Genomic DNA, 21,030 nt, shown 5'->3' with positions numbered 1-21,030 from the left:
TAACCAAGAAGGATATGACTATCGATGACCTTCCGTAGGGGAGTTCAACATGTCTTTGGGATCGCTAATATTCTGATTATCACCTAGGCTTTGAACGCTGTTATGATCTTGAACATTAGAAAAGTCTTGAGGGTCAATCTTGAGTGTCTGTGTTGGGAACGCGATGTCTGCATTGTGTTTATGAATAATCGCCAGAACCTGTAACAGAACGTCTTGCTTCACTTTGTGGTACCTGATCCAGTTGACTGTTTTTGTGAAGGTATAGATAAAGAAGTTGAGCGTTGATGGCCCAAATTTGTCAAAGTTAACGATCAACGTCTGTTTGGCATCAATATCTGGGTGGGTCTCGAGCATGGTTCTTACATCATCAACAATGAGCGCCAATTTGTCTGCATCTTGATAACGAAGACCAAAGGTTTCATTGATTCTACGATTCAACATTCTCGATGGATTCTCTACCACAATACTACTGAACACCGAATTTGGCACGTACAAAGGACGCTTATCAAAAGTGCGGATGATCGTCATGCGCCAACCAATGCGTTCGACAGTGCCTTCGATTTGACGATCGGGAGAACGTATCCAATCACCGACTTTAAAAGGGCGGTCGAAGTAAATCATCATGCCACCGAAGAAATTCGACAGTAAGTCCTTAGCCGCTAAACCGACGATCAAGCCACCAACACCACCAAAGGTGAGTAAGCCTGATAGGCTGAGTCCAAACGCTTGCATGATTGTCAGGCCGCCCATGACCATAAAGAACAGACGAGCTACTTTTGCAATCGCCTGTACAGTTGTCTCATCCCTGTTTTTTTGCTCTAAGACGTATGCTTCAGCATTGGTGATCATTCGTAAGGTGAACCAAACGAAGGTACATATGATCAATATGTGCTTGAGAGTTTTTAACCAGTTGATTTCATTGCCAAACTGATCTTGAAGAATCAACCCGATAGATACGGTCGCTGGCCAACACCAAAGTAACGTACTGACAGGGGTTTTCAGTGCCTCTAGTAGTAGGTCATCCCAGTGAAAGTGGGTTCTCTGTACCAGAACTTCCAAGCGATTATGGATAATTCGCCAAGCTACCCAAGCGAGAAAACTCGCAATAGTGATGCATAGGACGCTGTTTGCCCAATCACTATGGCTCTGGTTGATGTAGGTTTGTACTTGGGTTATGAATTCATTCATTGTGTGTGCTGCCGCAGAAATTATGAATTGGAAATTAGCAGAAACTCGAGTTGTTCTCTACCTTTATAAATCAAGCGATTATGACAATAGTATAACCTTATTCTTGCAGAACTAACTTTTTTTGAGATAGAAACTAATGTAGGTTTGGCTATCCCGTGTAATTAAAATTTCTAAACAGGATTTCAAATGAGCGACAAACAATATGCAGTTATCGGTTTAGGGCGATTTGGTCTGTCTGTTTGCAAAGAGCTACAAAGTTCAGGGGCACAGGTACTGGCCGTCGATATTGATGAAGAGCGAGTGAAAGAAGCAGCGGCTTTTGTTTCACAAGCGATTGTTGCGAACTGCACGAGCGAAGAGACGGTGAAAGAGTTAAGACTCGATGATTACGATATGGTGATGGTGTCGATAGGCTCTGACGTTAACTCAAGCATTCTAACGACTTTGGTGGTGAAAGAATCTGGAGCAAAAGCAGTCTGGGTTAAGGCGAACGATAAGTTTCACGGCAAGATTCTCTCTAAGATTGGTGCTGACCATATCATCATGCCTGAACGAGATATGGGCATTCGTGTTGCGCGTAAAATGTTGGATAGACGCGTTCTCGAATTTATCGACCTTGGCAGTGGCTTAGCGATGACGGAGATTGTTATTGGTTCTAAACTGTTGGGTAAGAAACTTGGCGATCTTAAGCTGTGTAAAGAAAATGGTGTTGAGGTACTTGGCTTCAAGCGAGGGCCGAACCTCACTAAAGCACCAGAATTGGATGTGAGTTTAGAAATTGGGGATGTGGTGATCATCGCTGGGCCGAAAGAGACCTTATCTAGAAAGCTACGCAATTGGTAATTGGCAATAAGGTAACAGTATGAATTCGTTAAAACGAAAAGGTACTTTCTACACGCTTAAGAGTGATAAAAAGCCACGTAAAGGCTCTGAACCTAAGATTATCCTTACGAGCTTCTTAGGCGTACTTATCCCCTCTGCAATATTGTTGACGATGCCTGTATTCTCTGTGACAGGCCTAAGTTTTACGGATGCACTGTTTACAGCAACCTCGGCGATCAGTGTGACAGGATTAGGTGTTGTCGATACCGGTGAGCATTTCACCTTGGCGGGTAAAATCTTACTGATGTTCTTGATGCAAGTCGGCGGGTTAGGGCAGATGACTCTATCTGCGGTACTGCTTTACATGTTCGGTGTTAGGTTAAGCCTTAAACAACAAGCACTCGCGAAAGAAGCGCTTGGCCAAGATCGTAAGATTAACCTTCGTAAATTGGTTAAGAAGATCATCATCTTTGCATTAGTGGCTGAATTTATCGGTTTTGTATTGCTCTGCTTCCGCTGGGTACCTGAGATGGGATGGTCAACGGGCAGTTTTTATGCTCTATTTCATGCGATATCTGCATTCAATAACGCAGGTTTTGCACTGTTTTCAGACAGTATGATGAGTTTTGTTGATGATCCGCTGGTGATCTTCACCTTAGCTGGCTTGTTTATTTTCGGTGGGCTAGGCTTCACAGTCGTCGGCGACCTATCGAGTAACTGGCGTAAAGGTTTTCGACATCTTCATTTACACACCAAGATTATGCTAACCGCCACTCCGACTCTATTGTTGGTAGGTACGGTATTGTTCTGGCTGCTAGAAAGAAATAACTCAGCAACCATGGAAGGGTTATCGACTCAAGGACAGTGGCTAGCCGCATTTTTTCAGTCGGCAAGTGCTCGTACTGCTGGCTTTAATAGTGTGGATTTGTCTCAGTACACACAGCCTGCGTTGCTGGTAATGATTGTACTGATGTTGATTGGTGCAGGTTCTACCTCAACAGGTGGTGGTATTAAGGTTTCGACCTTTGCAGTAGCCTTTGTCGCAACGTGGACCTTCCTCCGTCAGAAAAAGCACGTGGTGATGTTTAAGCGCACTGTGACTTGGCAAGCGGTAACAAAGTCATTGGCCATTATTGTGGTAAGTGGGGCGTTATTAACCACCGCGATGTTTTTGTTAATGCTTACTGAAAAGGCAGCGTTTGATCGAGTCATGTTTGAGGTGATTTCAGCCTTTGCAACGGTTGGCTTAACCGCTGGCTTAACCGCGAACCTGACTGAGCCAGGTAAATACATCATGATTGTTGTTATGGTGATTGGACGTATCGGCCCCCTGACCTTGGCTTATATGCTAGCTCGCCCAGAACCTTCCTTGTTGAAATATCCAGAAGACACGGTGTTGACTGGTTAATTAGGTTCACGGGCTGATAAATAAAGCTCTGTAAATAAAAACAAAGCCAGCGATATGCTGGCTTTGTTGTTATAGGCTGTTCGTTAAATGCTGAATGCTTAGCCCTCAAACATCTCAACGTATTCCTCATAGCCTTCTTCTGCTAATTTATCCGCTGGGATAAAGCGCATTGCGGCTGAGTTCATGCAGTAACGTAAGCCTGTTGGTTTTGGACCATCTTTAAATACATGTCCCAAGTGAGAATCACCAAACTTACTGCGAACCTCTGTTCTTGGGTAAAGCAGTTTGTAGTCAGTAGTTGTGACGACATAAGCCTCGCTGATTGGCTGTGTAAAGCTCGGCCAGCCTGTGCCTGACTTGTATTTGTCTTTTGAAGAGAACAATGGCTCCCCAGTTACGATATCAACGTAAATACCTTCTTGCTTGTTATCCCAGTATTTGTTGTCAAATGGGCGCTCAGTAGCGTCTTCTTGCGTTACATCGTATTGAAGTGCTGTAAGCTTCGCTTTGATCTCTGCATCAGACGGTTTTACGTATGTTTTAGCATTCGCTGTCGCATTCTTACTGTCGATGATCTGACGTAGTGTTTTAGGGTTGTCCTTTCTATCATCACCGAAGATCTTATCTAGGTACTGATCGCGGCCAGAAGCATAGCGGTAGTAGTTATAACGAACCTTACTCTTCTTGTAATAATCTTGGTGGTAATCTTCTGCTGGCCAGAACTTCTCAAATTTTATCAGTTCTGTTTTTAGTGGTGCACCAAAGATATTAGCTTTGTCGATCTCCATCATGAAGTTCTGAGCAACATCTTTTTGTGCTTGGTTATGATAGAAAATAGCCGGTCGATAATGACGGCCTCGGTCTACAAAAGAACCTTTGTCATCGGTTGGGTCGATGTGTCGGAAGAATTGGTCAAGAACCTGTTCGTAGCTAACCACATCAGGGTTATAGGTCACGTTGATCACTTCGATGTGACCTGACTTACCCGAAGAGACCTGTTTGTAGGTTGGGTTTTCCAGTTCACCACCAGAGTATCCAGAGATAACGTCGGTCACGCCTGTCAGTTTTTCTAGATCGGATTCTGTACACCAAAAACAACCACCAGCCAGTGTCGCGATTTCAGTTTTACCTGAACTAGCCGTTTTATCCATTGTATTGGCAGTGCCAGTCTGGCTTACAAACAGCGAAATCAGTGGTAGTGTAACCACGAGTGATACCAATATTTTAGATAATTTATTCATAGATACCTCATCTTGACGTTTTTCTCATTCGATTTTGAATGTACGAATAGAGACAGGTTTTAGATGGAAAAAATTACACTATTCATGAAAAAAATATCTCAAATAGAAAATCTTGCTCATAAATGCCGCCAGTAGTAGGGTGTAGGCATTGATATAAAATACCAAATAATGATGACGTTTTCGTACATCTAAGGAACAACATGCAAGCAGAAGTTAAATGGGTCGAAGGCTTTAAATTCCTCGGTCAATCTCAATCAGGCCATTCTATTGTTATGGATGGAAGCGGCGGTGCTACTGCGCCAAGCCCGATGGAAATGGTGTTAATGGCTGCTGGTGGCTGTAGCTCTGTTGATGTAGTGGACGGTTTGAAATCTGCGGGTCAAAGCATCACTGGTTGCAATGCAAAGCTTGAAACCAAACGTCGTGAAACAGCGCCGAAAATCTTTACTGTGATTAATATTCACTTTGAAGTGTCTGGTGACAACCTTGATCCTGAGCAGGTCGCTAAGGTGTGTGCGGATTCATTAGAAAAGTACTGTTCTGTATGTCTAATGTTGGGTGCTGGCGTAGAGATGACTCATAGTTGGGAAATCGTCTAGTCTTCTGATTGTACAGCTTGGCGGTAGGCTAATCTTTACGGCTTACGGCTTACGGCTTACGGCTTACGGCTTATCGCTTACGGTTTTTAGGCATAGCCAGACAAAGAAAAGGGCGGAGCACTTTAAAGTGCTCCGCCCTTATTATTTTAACTAAGGTAGAGTGCTATTATTCAGCAGCTTCTACGATAACTTCTTCAACTTTGACTTCTTCTTGGTATTCAAAACCAGGGATCGTTGCGTCAACACGACGGTTTTGAGCACGACCTTCAGCTGTAGCGTTTGATGCAATTGGATTCTCTTCGCCTTCACCTGACGCTGTAATACGGTCTGCTTCAATGCCTTGCTCTTCGATGTATGCGGCTACAGCAGCAGCACGTTTCTTAGAGATCATTAGATTATACTCAGCTGCACCTGTTGAGTCGGTGTGACCAACAACATCAACTGATGATTGAGGGTGAGCTTTAAGTACTTCAACTAATGGCATTAATGCAATTTTACCATCTGTAGACAGTTCAGTACTGTTTGTCTCAAACATACCTTGAGAGAAGCTCTCAGTTTGCGCTTTAGTAACAACCACGGTTGTCTTCTCTTCAACAACAACTGCTGGTTCTGTGATTGGCTCAGATGGCGCTTGAGTCACTGCTACTGCAGAAGCTGTTGCAGCCGCCGCTGATGCTGTTGTGTTGCCAGTACCGAAGTTGTAGCTAACACCAACTGATAGTAGGTTCGAGTTCAGGTCTTGAACGTAGTTGTCGTCGAAATCATCAAAGTATTGGTATTCAACACGTAATGCCCAATCAGAAGATAGTTGCTTCTCTACACCGATACCAGCAGAAAGAACGACGTCATCCTCGCCACCGTGTGAAATGTAAGCAGGACCTGCTTTAAAGAATACGTCAAACTCTTGTTGTACTGCTAGGCGGTACATTGGAGTTAGCGAGATTGCGATCAGTGGATCGCTGAACGCAGCTGTTGTGCCGTTCTTTGAAAAGCTTGTCTTGTAGTCGCCAAGGAAGTCTGAGCTTAGCTCAATACCAAACTTGTCATTAAAATTGTAGCCAGAGTAGATGCCTGCACCAATTGCATCATCATCACACTTTTCACCGCTTACGCATGCGCTGTCTAGCCAGCCCACGCCCACTTTTGCACCCACGTAAGTCGTTGCAGCAATAGAAGGCGCTGCTGCTAGGCCTGAAGCGGCTACAACAGCACACATGATTTTTGACAGTTTTTTCATAATTTTTTCCTTGGATTAACTCTTATTTTTATCTGAACTTACCAGTAAAACGATCACTTATTGGGTTACGACACTGCTTATAATAAGTAAATCAAGGTGTTGGTTCAGGTGAACCTGTTTCTTTCTCAGTACTTATATTGTTAATCTGATTGCGTATTGGAGTCAATGAAATTGTTAAATATTATATATTTAAGATGCCTTTATTGTTGATTTTATCATTTGTTGGAATGTTTATGTTTAAGCTATAGCCTAGCCTCGTCTATTTACCAGTGGCGCTACGGGTAATAAGTAAAAAACTTGCGCTTTATCATGCTTATAAAACAAAAATCCCCACCCAATATGTATAACTCGAATGAGTACATGATTGGATAGGGATTTGAATTAAAGCGATTAGAGATGTTTTTCACGTACTTTACGTCACGTGAACATCTCGCTTTTGCTTATGGGCGCTCTCCTGCCAGTAAACGCTGTTCAATATCTGCAATGACGCCTGGTAGGTCTGCAATGGTATCGATCAAGTAGTGCGGGTTTGATTCGTTTAGCCTAACGCTTGCTTTTTCACGTGCAGCTGTAAGTGTTGTCTCGTCTGCATCTAAATATTCTTGATACGTTAAGCCTGCTTCGTTACCTGATAGTACAAGGCCTACTGTCCACATACCTGCGTTGTGACCTTCATCGATCCCAGGTGCTGCATCATCCACTTTCACACATGCTGAAACGCTGGTTACGCCAAGGTCGATTACGTTTTTAAGTGCCATAAATGGAGCAGGGCGACCGCCTTGAGGTAGGTCATCGGTTGCTACGATGTTGTCTGGGTGGTAACCGTAATCTGCAGCAGCAGGGATTAGCACATCCATCACTTCACGTGGGTAACCTGAACAAGATCCGATCTTCACGTTCTTCTCTTTTAGGTTATTGACCACTTCTATCGCATTCAAAATAGGTGCTGCGTGATCGGCTACTTTCGCTTTTTGAAGAGGCATGAATGCCGCGTAGATCGCGTCAACGTCTTCACTTGTCATTGAGCGTCCGAACTGAGCTTTCCAACGAGCGTCAACAGCAGGAATTCGACCCACTGCTTGGATGTGGTCCCATTTGCCGATCCCCATAGGTTCACGCGCTTCTGCTAAATCGATATCAAAGTCGAAACCTTGTCTGAATGCTTCAACGAAAATACTGGTTGGAGCAAATGACCCAAAATCAACGATAGTGCCGGCCCAGTCAAAGATAACCGCTTGGATAGGTGATGTTGTATTCATAGTCGTGTCCTATTTCTGTTCTCTCCCAACTCAGGTTGTTCTGGGAGATGAATAATTGTTTTAGGTTATTGGTTACTTGAAATTATTGCTTCAAGGCATGCTTTTAAAGGTGGTTTAAAGGTATTCAAAGTCTTTGCAGATTTTTGCTATCGCTTTTTCGAATACAGACAGAGCGACTTGTAGTTCGCTGCGGCTGATGATCAATGGTGGGCTCAACTGAATCACATTACCTTGTGACACCTTAAAGCTCAGGCCATCGTTCAGACATTGGTAAAGTACTGCTTCTGCTTCATCGAACGCTCGGTTTTTGGTGATATGGTCAGTGACCAATTCCACTCCCCAAAGCAGACCGATGCCGCGAACGTCACCAATGACTGGGTATTTCTCTTTCATTTGAAGCAGTTGTTCACGCACGAATGCGCTGTCCGCTTGTACTTTTTCAAGTAGATTTTCTTGCTCAATCACTTCCATCGTAGCCAGTGCCGCTGCGCAGCCAATAGGACTTTTCTCGTGGGTGTAGTGACCAAGTGATACTTGCGCTGCCGTGTTGTATTTGTCTTTAGTGACCATGGCTGCAATTGGAACCAAGCCCCCGCCAAAACCTTTACCGATACAAAGAATGTCAGGTTCGATATCAAAGGCCTGGTGAGTGAACCATTCGCCACTACGACCCATACCGTTTGGAATGTCGTCGATGATCAACATGACGTTATGCTTATCGCAGATCTCACGGATGCGCTTCCAGTAAGCTTTGCTTGGAACCTGAACGTCTGTGTTACGCACTGCTTCGGCAATGAAGGCTCCAATGCCACCTTCTTTTTCAATCACATACTCTAAATAGTCGGCATAGTGAACGTCGCATGCAGTTTCGTTTGCATTGACTGCGCTATTCTCGTTAAACGGGAAAGCGCCACGATAAGAGACGGCTGGTGGAATGCGTTCTACGCCAGCCATTAACGGGCCCATGCCTTCGCGGAAACAAGCTTCACCACCCACTGAAATTGCGTCCAGTGACGCGCCATGGAATGAGTCCCACAGTGAAACGACCTTGAAGTTGTTGGTGACATGTCGAGCCAGTTTGAGTGCCATGCCGATAACCGAAGTACCACCCGGTGCAAACAACACGCGGTTCAACTCACCACCGCAGATCTGTGTCAGCTTTTCAGCGCATTGAACGGCTGTTTCATTGGTAAAGCGACGTGGTGAAAACGGCAATGAAGCCATTTGTTGAGTCACTTTATTAATGATATGTGGATGGCCATAACCCAATTGATGAACATTGTTACCGTGAAAGTCCATGTACTTCTTGCCCGTCGCATCTTGAATGTAGATGCCTTCAGCTGCTTCAAGTGTGTCTAGACAAGGCGTTGACATCGCTTGATGAAGAAATACGTCAGAGTCACGTTTTAACATCGCTTGAGTCGCATCATCGTTTAGCGACTCGTTCCATTTCTCACGCGCTGGCGTGGTGTTCACATCGCCTTCGCTTCGAAAGTGTGTCGCCTTTAGAACAGAATCTTGATTGGCCATCGTCATTATTTGATGTCCCAGTACATAGCATTCTTAATTGCGTCAATTAGAGCTTCAATGTCTGACGGATACACTTCACCGATGTTACCGATTCGGAAGCAGTCGGCGTTTGAAACCTTGCCCGGGTAAATCACAAAACCTTGTTCTTTCAAACGGTCATAGAATTCCTTGAATTGGTAATCGCTATGAGTTGGAGAATAGAAAGAGGTGATAATCGGTGAATGAAGTTCATCATTTAACAGAGGTTCAAAACCAAGAGAGCGCATACCTGCAACCAGTGTGGTTTGGTTTGTTTGGTAGCGATTATGACGAGCTTCGATACCACCTTCCTGTTCCAATTCAAGTAGAGCTTGATAGAAAGCACGCACTGTATGCGTCGGAGAGGTAAAACGCCATTTACCGAGGTTGCTTTCCATGCAGTGCCATTGGTCAAACAGATCAAGGCTTAATGAACGAGCTTGGCCTTTGCACTTTGCCAGTTCCGATTGCTTAGCAATAACAAAGCCGAAGCCCGGTACACCTTGGACGCACTTGTTTGCAGAGCTGATCATGTAATCGATACCTAAGTCAGCGATATCCATAGGGATGCCACCAAAGCTCGACATTGCATCGAGAATGACGGTTTTGTTGTGCTGTTTTGCCAATTTGGCAATGTCTTCAATTGGATTCAGCATGCCTGTCGTGGTTTCACAGTGCACAATCGCAACGTGAGTAATGTCTGAATCCATGGCCAATGCCGTTTCCATTTCGTTCAAGTCAGGCTGTGATGTTTCACCTGGGGAAACGACATGGCATGGAATGTTTAAGTATTCTGCGATTTGAGCAATACGAGCGCCGTACGCACCGTTATCAACAACAAGAAGCTTACCGTTGTTAGAGATAACGCTACCGATTGTTGCTTCTACCGAAGCGGTGCCGCTACCTTGCATTAATACGCTTGTATATCCCGCTTGCTTAGTCGCTAAAGTCACTAGCTTGCTACGAATCACTTCAACAACGTCTTTGTTGTATTCATCATCCCAAGTACACCAATCTTTTAACATCGCTTGGCGAACGGTTTCAGAAGTAGATAAAGGGCCCGGTGTCAGCAGTAAGTATTCGTTTCTCATGTTCAATTCTCGTGATTTGTATTTTGGACTATACCAGTATTTGCAATTACTTTAACAACCAATTTAAACGGTCGTAAATAGCCCAAACGTTATTTTCACAAAAGCTTCATATTCAAATTTGTCACTTGTGTTGAGAAATTTTCCGATCTTTAAATTGCCATTTTTTGTTCATTTAATCGTCATAAAAGCCAGTTAGCTTAATACTCGAAATCTGGTACATACCAATGCAAAGGTGTGTGTTAACAACCTAAATGAATTTATGGATATAGAAGCCTCTAGATGGAGCTTCTAGCCTTAACAACTTTAACCTTGGAAATTCCTAACCTTGGCATCGGGCCTGACTGGAGAAAATGATGAAAAACCGTTTTATGAAAGGATCACTTGCAGCTTTAGTTACTCTATTGGCTGGTAATGCTTATGCAGCACAGGAAGTGACGGTTTACACCGCTTTTGAAACTGACATTTTAGCGAAGTACAAAAACGCATTTGAAAGTGAAAACCCAGACATCAACATCAAGTGGGTACGTGATTCAACTGGGATCATGACGGCAAAATTATTGGCCGAAAAAAACAACCCGCGTGCAGAGGTAGTTTGGGGACTTGCTGGTTCTTCAATGGCACTGCTTAAAGAAGATGGCATCCTGAAACCTTATATGCCTCAAGGTGTAGAAGCATTACGCGCTAACCTTAACGACCCACAGTCTACTCAAGCTTGGTACGGTAATGATGCATTCTTCAATGCAGTTTGTTTCAACGAAGTGGTGGCTAAGCAACTTAACTTACCTGCACCTAAATCTTGGGATGACCTAACCAAGCCTATCTATAAAGGCCACATTGCTATGCCAAACCCAGCATCTTCTGGTACGGGCTACATGCAGGTTTCGGCTTGGTTACAAAACATGGGTGAAGACCAAGGTTGGAACTACATGCAGAAGCTAGACCAAAATATTGCTCACTACACGCACTCAGGTTCTAAGCCATGTGTTCAAGCGGGCATGGGTGAAGTCGCTATCGGTATTTCTATGGCGAGCCGTGGCGCTAAGCTGAAAACTCAAGGCGCTCCACTTTCAGTGATTACACCTGAAGGCATCGGCTGGGAATCTGAAGCGGTAGGCCTTGTTAAGCCTTCTGATGCAGCACAACGTGTTATCGATTGGTCTATTTCTAAAGCGGCAAATGAGCTTTACATCGAAATGTACCCAGTTGTTGGTCACCAAGATGTGACAGGCAAAGCAGAGAACTTCCCTAATGTAGAAAAGAACATGGCAAAAATGGACTTCGCTCGCATGGGCAGTGAACGTGCAGACGTTCTTAAAACATGGTCTGAGAAGTTTGACGCTAAATCAGAGCCAAAATCTTAATCTGCTGAGCTTTTTAGTTCATGAGCTCCTTGGTTAATTATCTACCGAGCTTATTAGACACATGGTTTATTAGATATATGGCTTATTAGACACGTAGTCCATTAGATATGCAGCTCATTAGAAGTTAGAGATCAGTAAAGGAAGGCTTCGGTCTTCCTTTTTTAGTTTTACGCCTTTAGGTTTTAAGTAAGGTACAACAAATGACAAAGCACTACTCATATTGGTTCAAGCAAGCGTTAGAACAAGAGTTTGGCAACATCAATGAGGGGCTAGATTCGGCGAAGTCGCTCCAAAAAGACGTCAACTGTGATATCGCCATTGTTGGCGGTGGCTATACGGGTTTATGGACGGCGATTTTAATCAAACAACAGCAACCCGAAAAGCATGTTGTCGTGATTGAAAAAGGTCTATGTGGTAGCGGTGCTTCTGGTGCGAACGGCGGTTGCATGCTGACGTGGTCAACTAAGTATCCGACGCTGAAAAAGCTCTACGGAAAAGAACAAGCGAAATGGTTGGTTAAGGAATCGGAAAAGGTTATATACGAGATTGAAGCCTTCTGTAACGAACACAAGATTGACGCGCATCTATATCGAAGCGGTACTTACTACACGGCGACCAATGAAGCGCAAAAGGGTGGAATGGAGCCTGTTGTTAATGAGCTGGTTAAGCAGGGTATCAATAGCTGGAAGAAGTGCGACAATTCTTTGGCTGATAAAGCGGGATCTGATCGCCACATTGAGGGTTACTACTCAGAAGCTGCGGGTAGTGTGCAGCCAGCGTTATTGGCGAGAGGCTTACGCCGCGTTGCGATCGAATTGGGTGTCGAAATTTACGAAAATACAGAAATGACTTCTCTTGATTACGGCTCACCAGTTCGCGTCCAAACTAAGGGTGGGACGATAACTTCCGATAAAGTGATCTTAGCGCTCAATGCGTGGATGCTCGATCACTTTAAAGAGTTCAAACGCAGCATAGTGGTTGTCTCTTCCGATATGGTGGTGACCAAGCCTATTCCTGAAAAGCTCAAGCAGTTTGGTCCAGAGAAAGGGGCAGCGGTGGTAGATTCGCGTATCTTTGTCCACTATTACCGAGATACCCAGGACGGACGACTCATGTTGGGCAAAGGCGGCAATAAATTCTCGTTTGCGAATCAGGTTGAAAGCATGTTCAACCAAACGACTAGCTACCTACCGATTCTCAATCAATCGTTCCAAAAATTGTTCCCTAAATTGGAACAAAGTGAATTCGATTACAACTGGTCTGGCGGCTCAGATCGTTCGGTCACCGGATTGCCATTTTTCGGTAATCTAAAAGGCCAAAGCAACATCTATTATGGGCTTGGTTACTCTGGAAATGGCGTTGCTCAAACCCGTATGGGCGGGAAGATTTTGTCAGCAATGGTACTCGATATCGACAATGCTTGGACGCGAAGCGGTTTAACTAAAGGCCCATTAGGACACTTCCCGCCAGAGCCATTCCGTTGGGTAGGTGCGATGATAGTGCGTGATGCGGTACGAAGAAAAGAGAACGCGGAAGATTCGGGTAGCACGCCATTGTGGCTAGATAAACAGTTATCCAAACTCGCAGGTGCGGCGGGCAAAGCCGACAAGGTTGAATCATAGATTAATCTAGCGTTTAAATTAGAAGTTTACATTGAGGCTCTCAGTGATTTATGGGCAAGTCACTGAGGGCTTTCAACGTTGAACTAACTTTCAATGTTGAACAAATAGCAATTTTTAATGCTTATTATATCTGCAATATAACTGTCATTTAGCTTCTATAAATTTGTCACTCAACTGCAATATTCTCAGTATAAATTTGGTATATACCATATAGAGAGTGCTGTAGTATGAGCAACCAAACTTATTTGAATATTGAAAACGTTGTAAAGCAATTTGGCCAATTTACAGCGTTAAAAGACATCTCCCTATCGATAGATAAAGGCGAGTTCGTCTGCTTCCTTGGCCCATCTGGCTGTGGAAAAACCACCTTATTACGTGCGATTGCAGGCCTAGACTTACCAACGTCAGGTTCTATTGAGCAGAACGGTAATGATACGACCTTCTTGCCACCAGAAAAGCGCGACTTTGGCATCGTGTTCCAGTCTTACGCTTTGTTTCCAAACCTCACTGTGGAAGAAAACATTGCGATTGGGCTGAAAAACCAAGGCATGTCGACCAAAGAAGCCCTTGAGACGGTTGAGTCTTGGTTAGAGACGATCGGCTTACCAACGTCTGGTCAGAAATTTCCAAATCAGCTATCTGGTGGACAGCAGCAGCGTGTTGCTCTGGCTCGCGCATTAGCCTTGTCTCCAGGCTTGTTGCTACTCGATGAACCGCTTTCTGCGTTGGATGCGAAGGTAAGAACACACCTACGTGATGAGATCTGCCAACTGCAACGCAAATTGGGTATCACCACTATTATGGTGACGCACGACCAAGATGAAGCGTTAACGATGGCAGACCGTATTGTCGTGATGAATCATGGTGTTATCGAGCAGGTCGGTGCTCCTCAAGAGATCTACCAAAAACCTGTCAGTCGTTTTGTGGCTGAGTTTGTTGGTAGCATGAACTTTATTCAAGCTTCTGTTGCGGCTCAAGGCAAGATGCGTATTGCTGAGTCAATGCTGCCGTTACCTGGCTTAGATAATCTCACGCCAAATCTGGGTGATGTTTTTGATATTGCCGTTCGTCCAGAGCAAATCCAGTTTGTTGATCGTTTTAGTGAATCCTTGCCAGTGAGAATCGTATCAAGCGAATTCTTAGGGGCGTTTTATCGTGTTGAGTGTCAATTGCAACATGACTCAACGGCGAAAGAGATCATCGTTGATGTACCCGTCAAAGAGTTCAACCGATTGAAGCTGCGTCGCAGTGATATTCGTTACGTGGCGTTTGATCAAGAAGGCCTTAGAGCTTACTCATCGAAAAGCCTGCAAGTGATGAAAGACGAGGCGGCGTAATCAATCATGGAATCGACTCAAATGATGCAATCTAAGCTGCTAATTCAACGACGAGTACAACCTTTTCTGGCTCGGTTAAGCAAAGACAACGTAATTCTATTTGGGCTGTTGGCCTTTTTGTCTGTGGTCATGACGTTGTTTATCCTGATGCCACTGTGGGCAATGTTGAAAAAGAGTGTTCAGAACGCAGACGGTGAATTTGTAGGTTTACAGAATTTCGCTACGTATTTTGCGTCTCAAAGCCTGTGGCAGTCGGTAGGCAATACCTTCACGCTTGGATTGCTAGTGACCGTAGTCGTGGGTGTCTTGGCGTTTGGTTATGCCTATGCGCTAACTCGTTCATGCATGCCTTTTAAGGGGCTTTTTCAAGTACTGGGTTCTGCGCCTATTCTTGCTCCGTCACTGCTTCCTGCAATCAGTCTTATCTTCTTATTTGGTAACCAAGGTATCGCTAAAGAAGTCTTGGGGGGCAACTCGGTTTATGGTTTGATTGGTATCTCACTGGGCTTGATATTTTGGACGTTTCCACACGCCTTGATGATTCTGACCACCTCATTAAGAACCTCTGACGCTCGCCTTTATGAGGCAGCACGTGCACTCAATACTTCATCGTTAAAAACTTTCTTTATGGTGACGTTACCTGCGGCAAAATACGGCTTGATCAGTACCCTGATCGTTGTGTTTACGCTGGTGGTTTGTGACTTTGGTGTGCCAAAGGTGATAGGTGGTAGCTACAACGTGTTATCGACTGACATCTTTAAGCAGGTGGTTGGTCAACAGAACTTCTCTATGGGTGCAGTAACCAGTATCTTGCTGCTATTACCTGCGTTGCTTGCGTTTACCGTTGACCGCTGGGTTCAAAAGAAACAAAAGAGCTTGTTTGATACTCGTTCTGTCGCGTACCAACCTGAACCTAGTTCACTACGTGATGGCTTATGTTTCCTTTATTGCACCATCATCTCTGCTGCTGTGGTTATTGTGTTGGGCATGGCGATATACGGTTCGATGGTCACCTTCTGGCCTTGGAACAAAGCGCTGACGCTAAACAACTACAACTTCGCAGAAATGAGTACTTATGGTTGGGCGCCATTCTTCAACTCCTTAACGCTTGGTGCTTGGACTGCGGTTATTGGTACTGTTCTGATTTTCTTAGGTGCATACTGCATTGAGAAAGGTCGCGCCTTCGGTCCTGTTCGTCAAGCGATGCAAATGCTCAGCGTTGTTCCGATGGCCGTTCCGGGTATGGTGCTGGGTTTGGGTTATATCTTCTACTTCAATGATTTGAGTAACCCACTTAACTTCTTGTATGGCACGATGGCGTTCTTGGTGATTAATACCGTGGTTCACTACTACACGGTAGGGCACATGACGGCGTTAACGGCATTGAAACAACTGCCTTCCGAAATTGAAGCAACAGCGGCTTCGGTAAACTTACCGCAATACAAGCTGTTCTTTAAGGTGACGTTACCTGTTTGTCTGCCGGCGATTTTAGATATTGCGACATACCTGTTTATTAATGCACTTACCACGACATCTGCGGTAGTATTCTTGTATTCTACCAATACGATTCCAGCGTCAGTATCAGTACTGAATATGGACGATGCAGGTCAAACCGGTGCAGCAGCAGCGATGGCGGTGATGATCATGATATCTGCAGCGAGTGCGAAGTTGATTCATATGCTAATCAACAAGTTATTCGATAAGCGCACCCAAGCTTGGCGTAAACGCTAGCGAACCACTTATATTGCAGTTGGCCAAGGAGTGGCTGACGACAAGAACAAGAATGAAAGGAAATGAAGTGCAGTACGTAAAAATCAAAGATGTCATCGTAGAGCAGATAGAGTCGGGGATGTTAACACCACGACAGAAGCTGCCTGCGGAACGTAAGCTGGCTGAATCGTTTGATACGACTCGAGTTACCTTACGCGAAGCCTTGTCTTCACTTGAAGCGGAAGGGCGCATTTATCGAGAAGACCGACGTGGTTGGTTTATCTCTCCCGAGCCGCTTCGTTACGATCCAACACAAACGCTGAACTTCACCAATATGGCTCTATCGCAGAATCGACAGCCGAAAACTGAGTTGGTGGCGGCGAAAGGAATGTTAGCAACCAAGGAGGCGACTCGGCTTCTTGAGTTACAACCTTTCTCGGACGTTTATCGAGTAGACAGAGTTCGTTATCTTGAAGATAGGCCGGTTGTGTATGTGACCAACTACATTCGACCAGAGTTGTTCCCTAACTTGCTTGATTATGACTTGTCTAAATCGTTGACGGACATCTACCGCGAACACTTTGGTGTGGTGTATCAGAAGATCCGTTACCGAGTGAGCACAACGTCTTTACTTGGCGAGACAGCGCAAGCCCTGCGTGCGACTTCTGGCTCACCTGCAATGGTTGTTGAGCGTGTTAACTACAATCAAAACGGCGATCTGATTGACTGTGATATTGAGTATTGGCGTCATGACGCGATCAGTATTGAGTCAATCGCGCAGCTAGAGCGCTAGTCATACGTTAGAACGTTAGCATATCTGCAATTATGCAGGATTGCCCAATTGAAAAGTTCAAAGGTCTCTTATTCGGAGGCCTTTTTATCACCTGTTGTCAGCCGTTGTGCTAATTCATCTATAATTTAGGAATGAAATGGAATTCTCTGCCATCGTCATCGTGACTATTTCGGCTTTGCTTCACGCGGGTTGGAACGTTCTAGGTAAATCGAATCAAGGATCGGGCTCGTCTTTCTTCTTAGCCTCTGGCTTTGCCGCTGCTGCGATATTGACTCCCTATTTGATTTGGTTCATTTACAGTGTCGGCTTTGTGGATATCACGCTTTTATTCTGGAAGCTACTTCTTTTAAGTGGTATTTGCCAAATCATCTATTTAATCGGCTTAGGTGTAGCCTACAAGCAGGCCGATATTGGGGTGATTTACCCGATGGCACGAGCGCTGCCCGTGTTGATGGTGGGTTTAGGCACGGTGTTGATAGGCTATGAGCTGTCACCTAATCAATGGTTTGGCTTCACCTTGATTACCTTGGGTTGTTTGTTTGTACCACTTAAGAAGTTTTCAGATCTTAGGTTAAAAGCGTATCTCAACCTTGGCGTACTGTGGGCGTTAATCGCGGCCATTGGTACCACGGGCTATTCCATCATTGATAAAGAAGCGCTTCTGTTACTCGATCCTTTGAGCACACCAGTTATAACTAACAAGCACACCGCGATTTTCTACCTAGGCATTCAGTTTTGGGCGATTGTGATTCCGCTGAGTGTTTGGTTATTCGTAACCAACCAAAGAATCGAGTTTACTAATGCGTGGATACTACGTAAGAAAGCCACAGTGGCCGGTATCATGATGGCTTCGACCTATGGCTTAGTGCTGTTTGCGATGACCATGACTGAAAATGTCAGCTTGGTTGTTGCTCTTAGGCAAGTGAGTATCATTTTCGGCGTAGTGATGGGGATCTACTTTTTAAAGGAAAAGTGGCACGCGACTCGCGGTGTAGGCGTATCTCTAATTATTGCTGGCTTAGTTATCTCATTGACTTAAAAGATCGCCTGAGTGATTGGGGATTTGTGAATAGGTATCTCTATTAAGTTAAATGAAAAAACGCCCTTAGCGAAACAAACTTCGTTAAGGGCGTTTTCTCTTTATCTAGTAAGAAGCTGTAGGTAGTAAAAGACTTACCCCGCTAAATCTTGAGCATCTTGCTGTTTCAACACTTTGTGGCCATCTTCAGTGACACCACGTTTCCAGTAGCTGCTGATGTAGATGTTCTCTTTCGCGACTTCTTTTTCGTTGCGGAAGTATTGTCTTAGCTCACGCATGCTTTCAAATTCACACGCTGTCCATATTGAAACCTGACCTTCTAACCATTCTGTGTTGCGCACGGTTTGTGAAAGTGACTCTGAGGTTTCATCTTCAATCAACCAGGTTACTTTGATACCTTGAGGAGTCTCAAGTACCTGCTTATCTGCTGCTGAGTTGATCTGAATGATAGCGTGACCAGTTGCTGTTTCTGGGAGCGTTTTTACTTTTGCAGAAAGCGCAGGTAGGGACGTCATGTCTGCAACTAAGAAGAACCAGTCTGACTCTAGGTTAAGCCCCTGAATTAAACCAGGACCAGCCACTGAAATAGTGTCACCCACTTTCGCGTTCATTGCCCACCTTGCAGCAAAGCCACACTGCAAATCTTTAGTGATGTGACGAACGAAATCGACTTCAATCCACTGCTCTACAGGATTGTACTGATGAATGGTGTAGGTACGCATGGTTGGGCGCTCACCTTCGTTTAGCTGGCTTAAATCAGTCGTGCCAAGTGGCGAGAATAAAAGCTTGATGTAGCCGCCGGCACATTCTGTTGGGTATTTACTTAATCCCTCACCGCTAAGCGTTATGCGCTGCATGTTTGGAGTAATTGTTGAGGTTTGAGTAACGGTTAATGTGATAGGGCTAGGCTTGCTCATATAAGGCTCTCTTAGATTTGGATTTCCACATCATAATCCTGAACTAAAAAACACTCAATACTAATAGTTATCATTTACTTTTGTTTACACATGTACTACCTAACTTATACGACAGATCCTATTGAGAAACGGATCCTACAAAAAAGAGTCCTTTAGAAAACTAAAGGGCTCTTAGGATTGGTTTGACTCAGCGAACAGAATTAGCTGTTTGCTTGCTCTAGTTCAATCGTTTCTTCAGCGGCTTTCGCAGCTTCTAGCATCTTACGAATAATGAACGATGCTGCCATTGCGATACCTACCATCACGACGGCAAGAACAGTCAGCATTTGGAAGTAATCACCGTAAACCGTTTGCACGATCTCTTGTGTGATCTCTTGACCTTTCTCTAGTGCAATAGACGTTGAGAATACCGCGCCAACAATGCCTGATAGTGCGATAGCAACAGAGAACAAGCTTACTGAGAAGTTTTCAATGTGCTTAGGTGCAACAGACAGGATGAAGGCTACAACCATTGAACCTACAATCACTTCACCGAATGCTAGGAAGAAGTGAATCGCTAGGAAGACTTCTGGGCGGATCAGAACATCGTCACCCACTGTCGTTACTGCCATCGTAAGGATACCGAAAGCGATAGCCGTAAGGATGAAAGAGAAACCGACTTTGGTTGCAGTTGAGAAGTTAATGTTTTTCTTTTCTAGGCTAGAGAAGATACCCGCGATGATAGGACCAGCAACCATACACCATAGTGGGTTCATTGCCATTGAAGCTTCAGGTGCAACAGGGATAAAACCAAATAGATCGCCACGCATTGTGTTGATCGCTACCATTGTCATCGAAGTCATCATCTGACCGTAGTACACGAAGAAACATGTCGTCAGGAATGTGATGATTAAAATAGTGCCCATTTTCAGCATGTCTGATTTCTTCGATTTCAACATCAAAGAAACAAAGTAGACGATTGCTGCACCGCCAATTGCGTATACGATGTTTTGGCCAATATCCATGTTCGAGAACATGAAGAATACCAAGCCAATCATAGCGGCAGAAAGACCAAGGAACGCTGCCCAGTTTTTAGTGCTTACTGGTTTTTGGTCGATTTCAGCACTTGCTTCAACAAGGCCTTTGCGAACAAAGATCATCATCAGAAGCGCAGCACCGGCTAGAACCGCTGAAAGAAGGAAACCACCGTGGAAACCAACAACAAGTACTAGCATTGGGAACAGGTATTGGCCTAACAGAGCACCAATATTGTTTACTGAGTAGTTGATTGGGTAGCAGTTCTCAAAATCTTCTTGAGTTTTGAACGTGCGTTTGTAAAGACTTGGGTAAGAAGGGGACATCAAACCACGTGCATAACTTGCTAACGCAATACCACATAATGCCATCGGAACATTGGTTGCTGCTGCACCAAGTACCAGTAGAACGTAACCACTTGCGAACCCTAGGAAGGCAATGGTTAAAGATCGGTAAGCGCCTAAAAACTTGTCGGCGATAAAGCCACCTGCGATAGCAAATAGCGGTCCGATTGCAGAGAAAGCACCAACAACCATCATGGTGTCGGCTTCATTGTAGTTCAGATCTTCAAGGAAGAAACGAGTCAAGATCACCATGACGCCATAGAACGAAAGTCCGAACATCATTTGGCAGAACATCATTGATTTGTTTAATCTATTCCACATTATTTTATTCTCACGTTTGTATTAATATGTAGTGTAATTACCCGATTATAATATCATTAGTAGTAATACATAAACTGAAACATCTGTCCCAAACAGAACTATACTCGATATATCTTTTCTTATGAGTGCATTCATATTTCTCATGAATGAGATTTGCAACGTTAGATTTTGCAAGTGGA

The 21,030-nt window shown here is 44.4% G+C and carries 17 protein-coding genes; 9 read left to right on the top strand and 8 right to left on the bottom strand.

The window, feature by feature from the left end:
- Window positions 1-18: 18 nt before the first annotated feature.
- Window positions 19-1,188, bottom strand: coding sequence for a mechanosensitive ion channel family protein (locus AB6E54_RS03820; protein WP_065585022.1), 1,170 nt, complete (start codon window positions 1,186-1,188; stop codon window positions 19-21).
- Window positions 1,189-1,374: 186 nt separating this feature from the next.
- Here AB6E54_RS03820 and AB6E54_RS03815 point away from each other — a divergent pair, with 186 nt between their 5' ends.
- Both AB6E54_RS03815 and AB6E54_RS03810 read left to right on the top strand, forming a co-directional pair.
- Window positions 1,375-2,031, top strand: a complete 657-nt coding sequence (locus tag AB6E54_RS03815) for a TrkA family potassium uptake protein (RefSeq protein WP_019820412.1) — start codon at window positions 1,375-1,377, stop codon at window positions 2,029-2,031.
- 19 nt (window positions 2,032-2,050) lie between these two features.
- The gene (locus tag AB6E54_RS03810; protein ID WP_017065604.1) at window positions 2,051-3,418 is read left to right on the top strand and encodes a TrkH family potassium uptake protein; all 1,368 of its coding nucleotides are present in this window, start codon (window positions 2,051-2,053) and stop codon (window positions 3,416-3,418) included.
- A gap of 98 nt (window positions 3,419-3,516) precedes the next feature.
- Here AB6E54_RS03810 and msrB read toward each other — a convergent pair whose 3' ends face one another.
- Window positions 3,517-4,659, bottom strand: a complete 1,143-nt coding sequence (msrB, locus tag AB6E54_RS03805; RefSeq protein ID WP_102332024.1) for a peptide-methionine (R)-S-oxide reductase MsrB — start codon at window positions 4,657-4,659, stop codon at window positions 3,517-3,519.
- A gap of 200 nt (window positions 4,660-4,859) precedes the next feature.
- On the opposite strand from msrB, the gene AB6E54_RS03800 reads away from it, so the two are divergent.
- Window positions 4,860-5,258 (top strand): OsmC family protein, encoded by a 399-nt coding sequence (locus AB6E54_RS03800; protein ID WP_017064824.1) that lies wholly within the window; start codon window positions 4,860-4,862, stop codon window positions 5,256-5,258.
- A gap of 166 nt (window positions 5,259-5,424) precedes the next feature.
- Here the strand turns inward: AB6E54_RS03800 and AB6E54_RS03795 are convergent, their stop codons facing one another.
- From AB6E54_RS03795 to phnW, 4 genes are all read right to left on the bottom strand, one after another.
- Window positions 5,425-6,495 carry an OmpA family protein gene (locus tag AB6E54_RS03795; protein WP_017064823.1) on the bottom strand — a complete coding sequence of 357 codons (1,071 nt, stop codon included), beginning with the start codon at window positions 6,493-6,495 and terminating at the stop codon, window positions 5,425-5,427.
- A 440-nt stretch (window positions 6,496-6,935) separates the two neighbouring features.
- Window positions 6,936-7,754 (bottom strand): phosphonoacetaldehyde hydrolase, encoded by an 819-nt coding sequence (gene phnX / locus AB6E54_RS03790; protein ID WP_065584562.1) that lies wholly within the window; start codon window positions 7,752-7,754, stop codon window positions 6,936-6,938.
- Between the two features lie 114 nt (window positions 7,755-7,868).
- Window positions 7,869-9,290: an aspartate aminotransferase family protein gene (locus tag AB6E54_RS03785; RefSeq protein WP_372107161.1), complete on the bottom strand. Its 1,422-nt coding sequence runs from the start codon at window positions 9,288-9,290 to the stop codon at window positions 7,869-7,871.
- Window positions 9,290-10,393, bottom strand: coding sequence for a 2-aminoethylphosphonate--pyruvate transaminase (gene phnW, locus AB6E54_RS03780; RefSeq protein WP_102332028.1), 1,104 nt, complete (start codon window positions 10,391-10,393; stop codon window positions 9,290-9,292). Before phnW ends, AB6E54_RS03785 begins: the two co-directional genes overlap by 1 nt.
- 350 nt (window positions 10,394-10,743) lie before the next feature.
- Between phnW and AB6E54_RS03775 the strand changes: the two genes are divergently transcribed.
- The 6 genes from AB6E54_RS03775 (at window position 10,744) to AB6E54_RS03750 (ending at window position 18,255) form a co-directional block, all read left to right on the top strand.
- Complete coding sequence (locus AB6E54_RS03775) at window positions 10,744-11,754, top strand: putative 2-aminoethylphosphonate ABC transporter substrate-binding protein (protein ID WP_102332029.1); 1,011 nt, start codon at window positions 10,744-10,746, stop codon at window positions 11,752-11,754.
- A 200-nt stretch (window positions 11,755-11,954) separates the two neighbouring features.
- Window positions 11,955-13,376: an FAD-dependent oxidoreductase gene (locus AB6E54_RS03770; protein WP_372058054.1), complete on the top strand. Its 1,422-nt coding sequence runs from the start codon at window positions 11,955-11,957 to the stop codon at window positions 13,374-13,376.
- Window positions 13,377-13,603: 227 nt separating this feature from the next.
- Window positions 13,604-14,713, top strand: coding sequence for a putative 2-aminoethylphosphonate ABC transporter ATP-binding protein (locus tag AB6E54_RS03765; protein WP_017067332.1), 1,110 nt, complete (start codon window positions 13,604-13,606; stop codon window positions 14,711-14,713).
- A 21-nt stretch (window positions 14,714-14,734) separates the two neighbouring features.
- Complete coding sequence (locus AB6E54_RS03760; protein ID WP_372058053.1) at window positions 14,735-16,444, top strand: putative 2-aminoethylphosphonate ABC transporter permease subunit; 1,710 nt, start codon at window positions 14,735-14,737, stop codon at window positions 16,442-16,444.
- Window positions 16,445-16,511: 67 nt separating this feature from the next.
- Complete coding sequence (gene phnR / locus AB6E54_RS03755) at window positions 16,512-17,216, top strand: phosphonate utilization transcriptional regulator PhnR (protein ID WP_029235340.1); 705 nt, start codon at window positions 16,512-16,514, stop codon at window positions 17,214-17,216.
- A 136-nt stretch (window positions 17,217-17,352) separates the two neighbouring features.
- On the top strand, window positions 17,353-18,255 hold the full coding sequence (locus AB6E54_RS03750) for a multidrug transporter (RefSeq protein ID WP_372107163.1): 903 nt from the start codon (window positions 17,353-17,355) through the stop codon (window positions 18,253-18,255).
- A gap of 134 nt (window positions 18,256-18,389) precedes the next feature.
- Here AB6E54_RS03750 and AB6E54_RS03745 read toward each other — a convergent pair whose 3' ends face one another.
- Window positions 18,390-19,172, bottom strand: a complete 783-nt coding sequence (locus AB6E54_RS03745; RefSeq protein WP_372058051.1) for a siderophore-interacting protein — start codon at window positions 19,170-19,172, stop codon at window positions 18,390-18,392.
- A gap of 200 nt (window positions 19,173-19,372) precedes the next feature.
- Entirely contained in the window at window positions 19,373-20,851 is a 1,479-nt protein-coding gene (locus tag AB6E54_RS03740; protein ID WP_069601584.1) for a peptide MFS transporter, read from the bottom strand.
- Window positions 20,852-21,030 lie beyond the last annotated feature (179 nt).

The organism is Vibrio sp. 10N.247.311.49, from assembly GCF_041467655.1.
Classification (GTDB): domain Bacteria; phylum Pseudomonadota; class Gammaproteobacteria; order Enterobacterales; family Vibrionaceae; genus Vibrio; species Vibrio crassostreae_C.
This window is presented reverse-complemented; position numbering and strand designations above follow the sequence as displayed.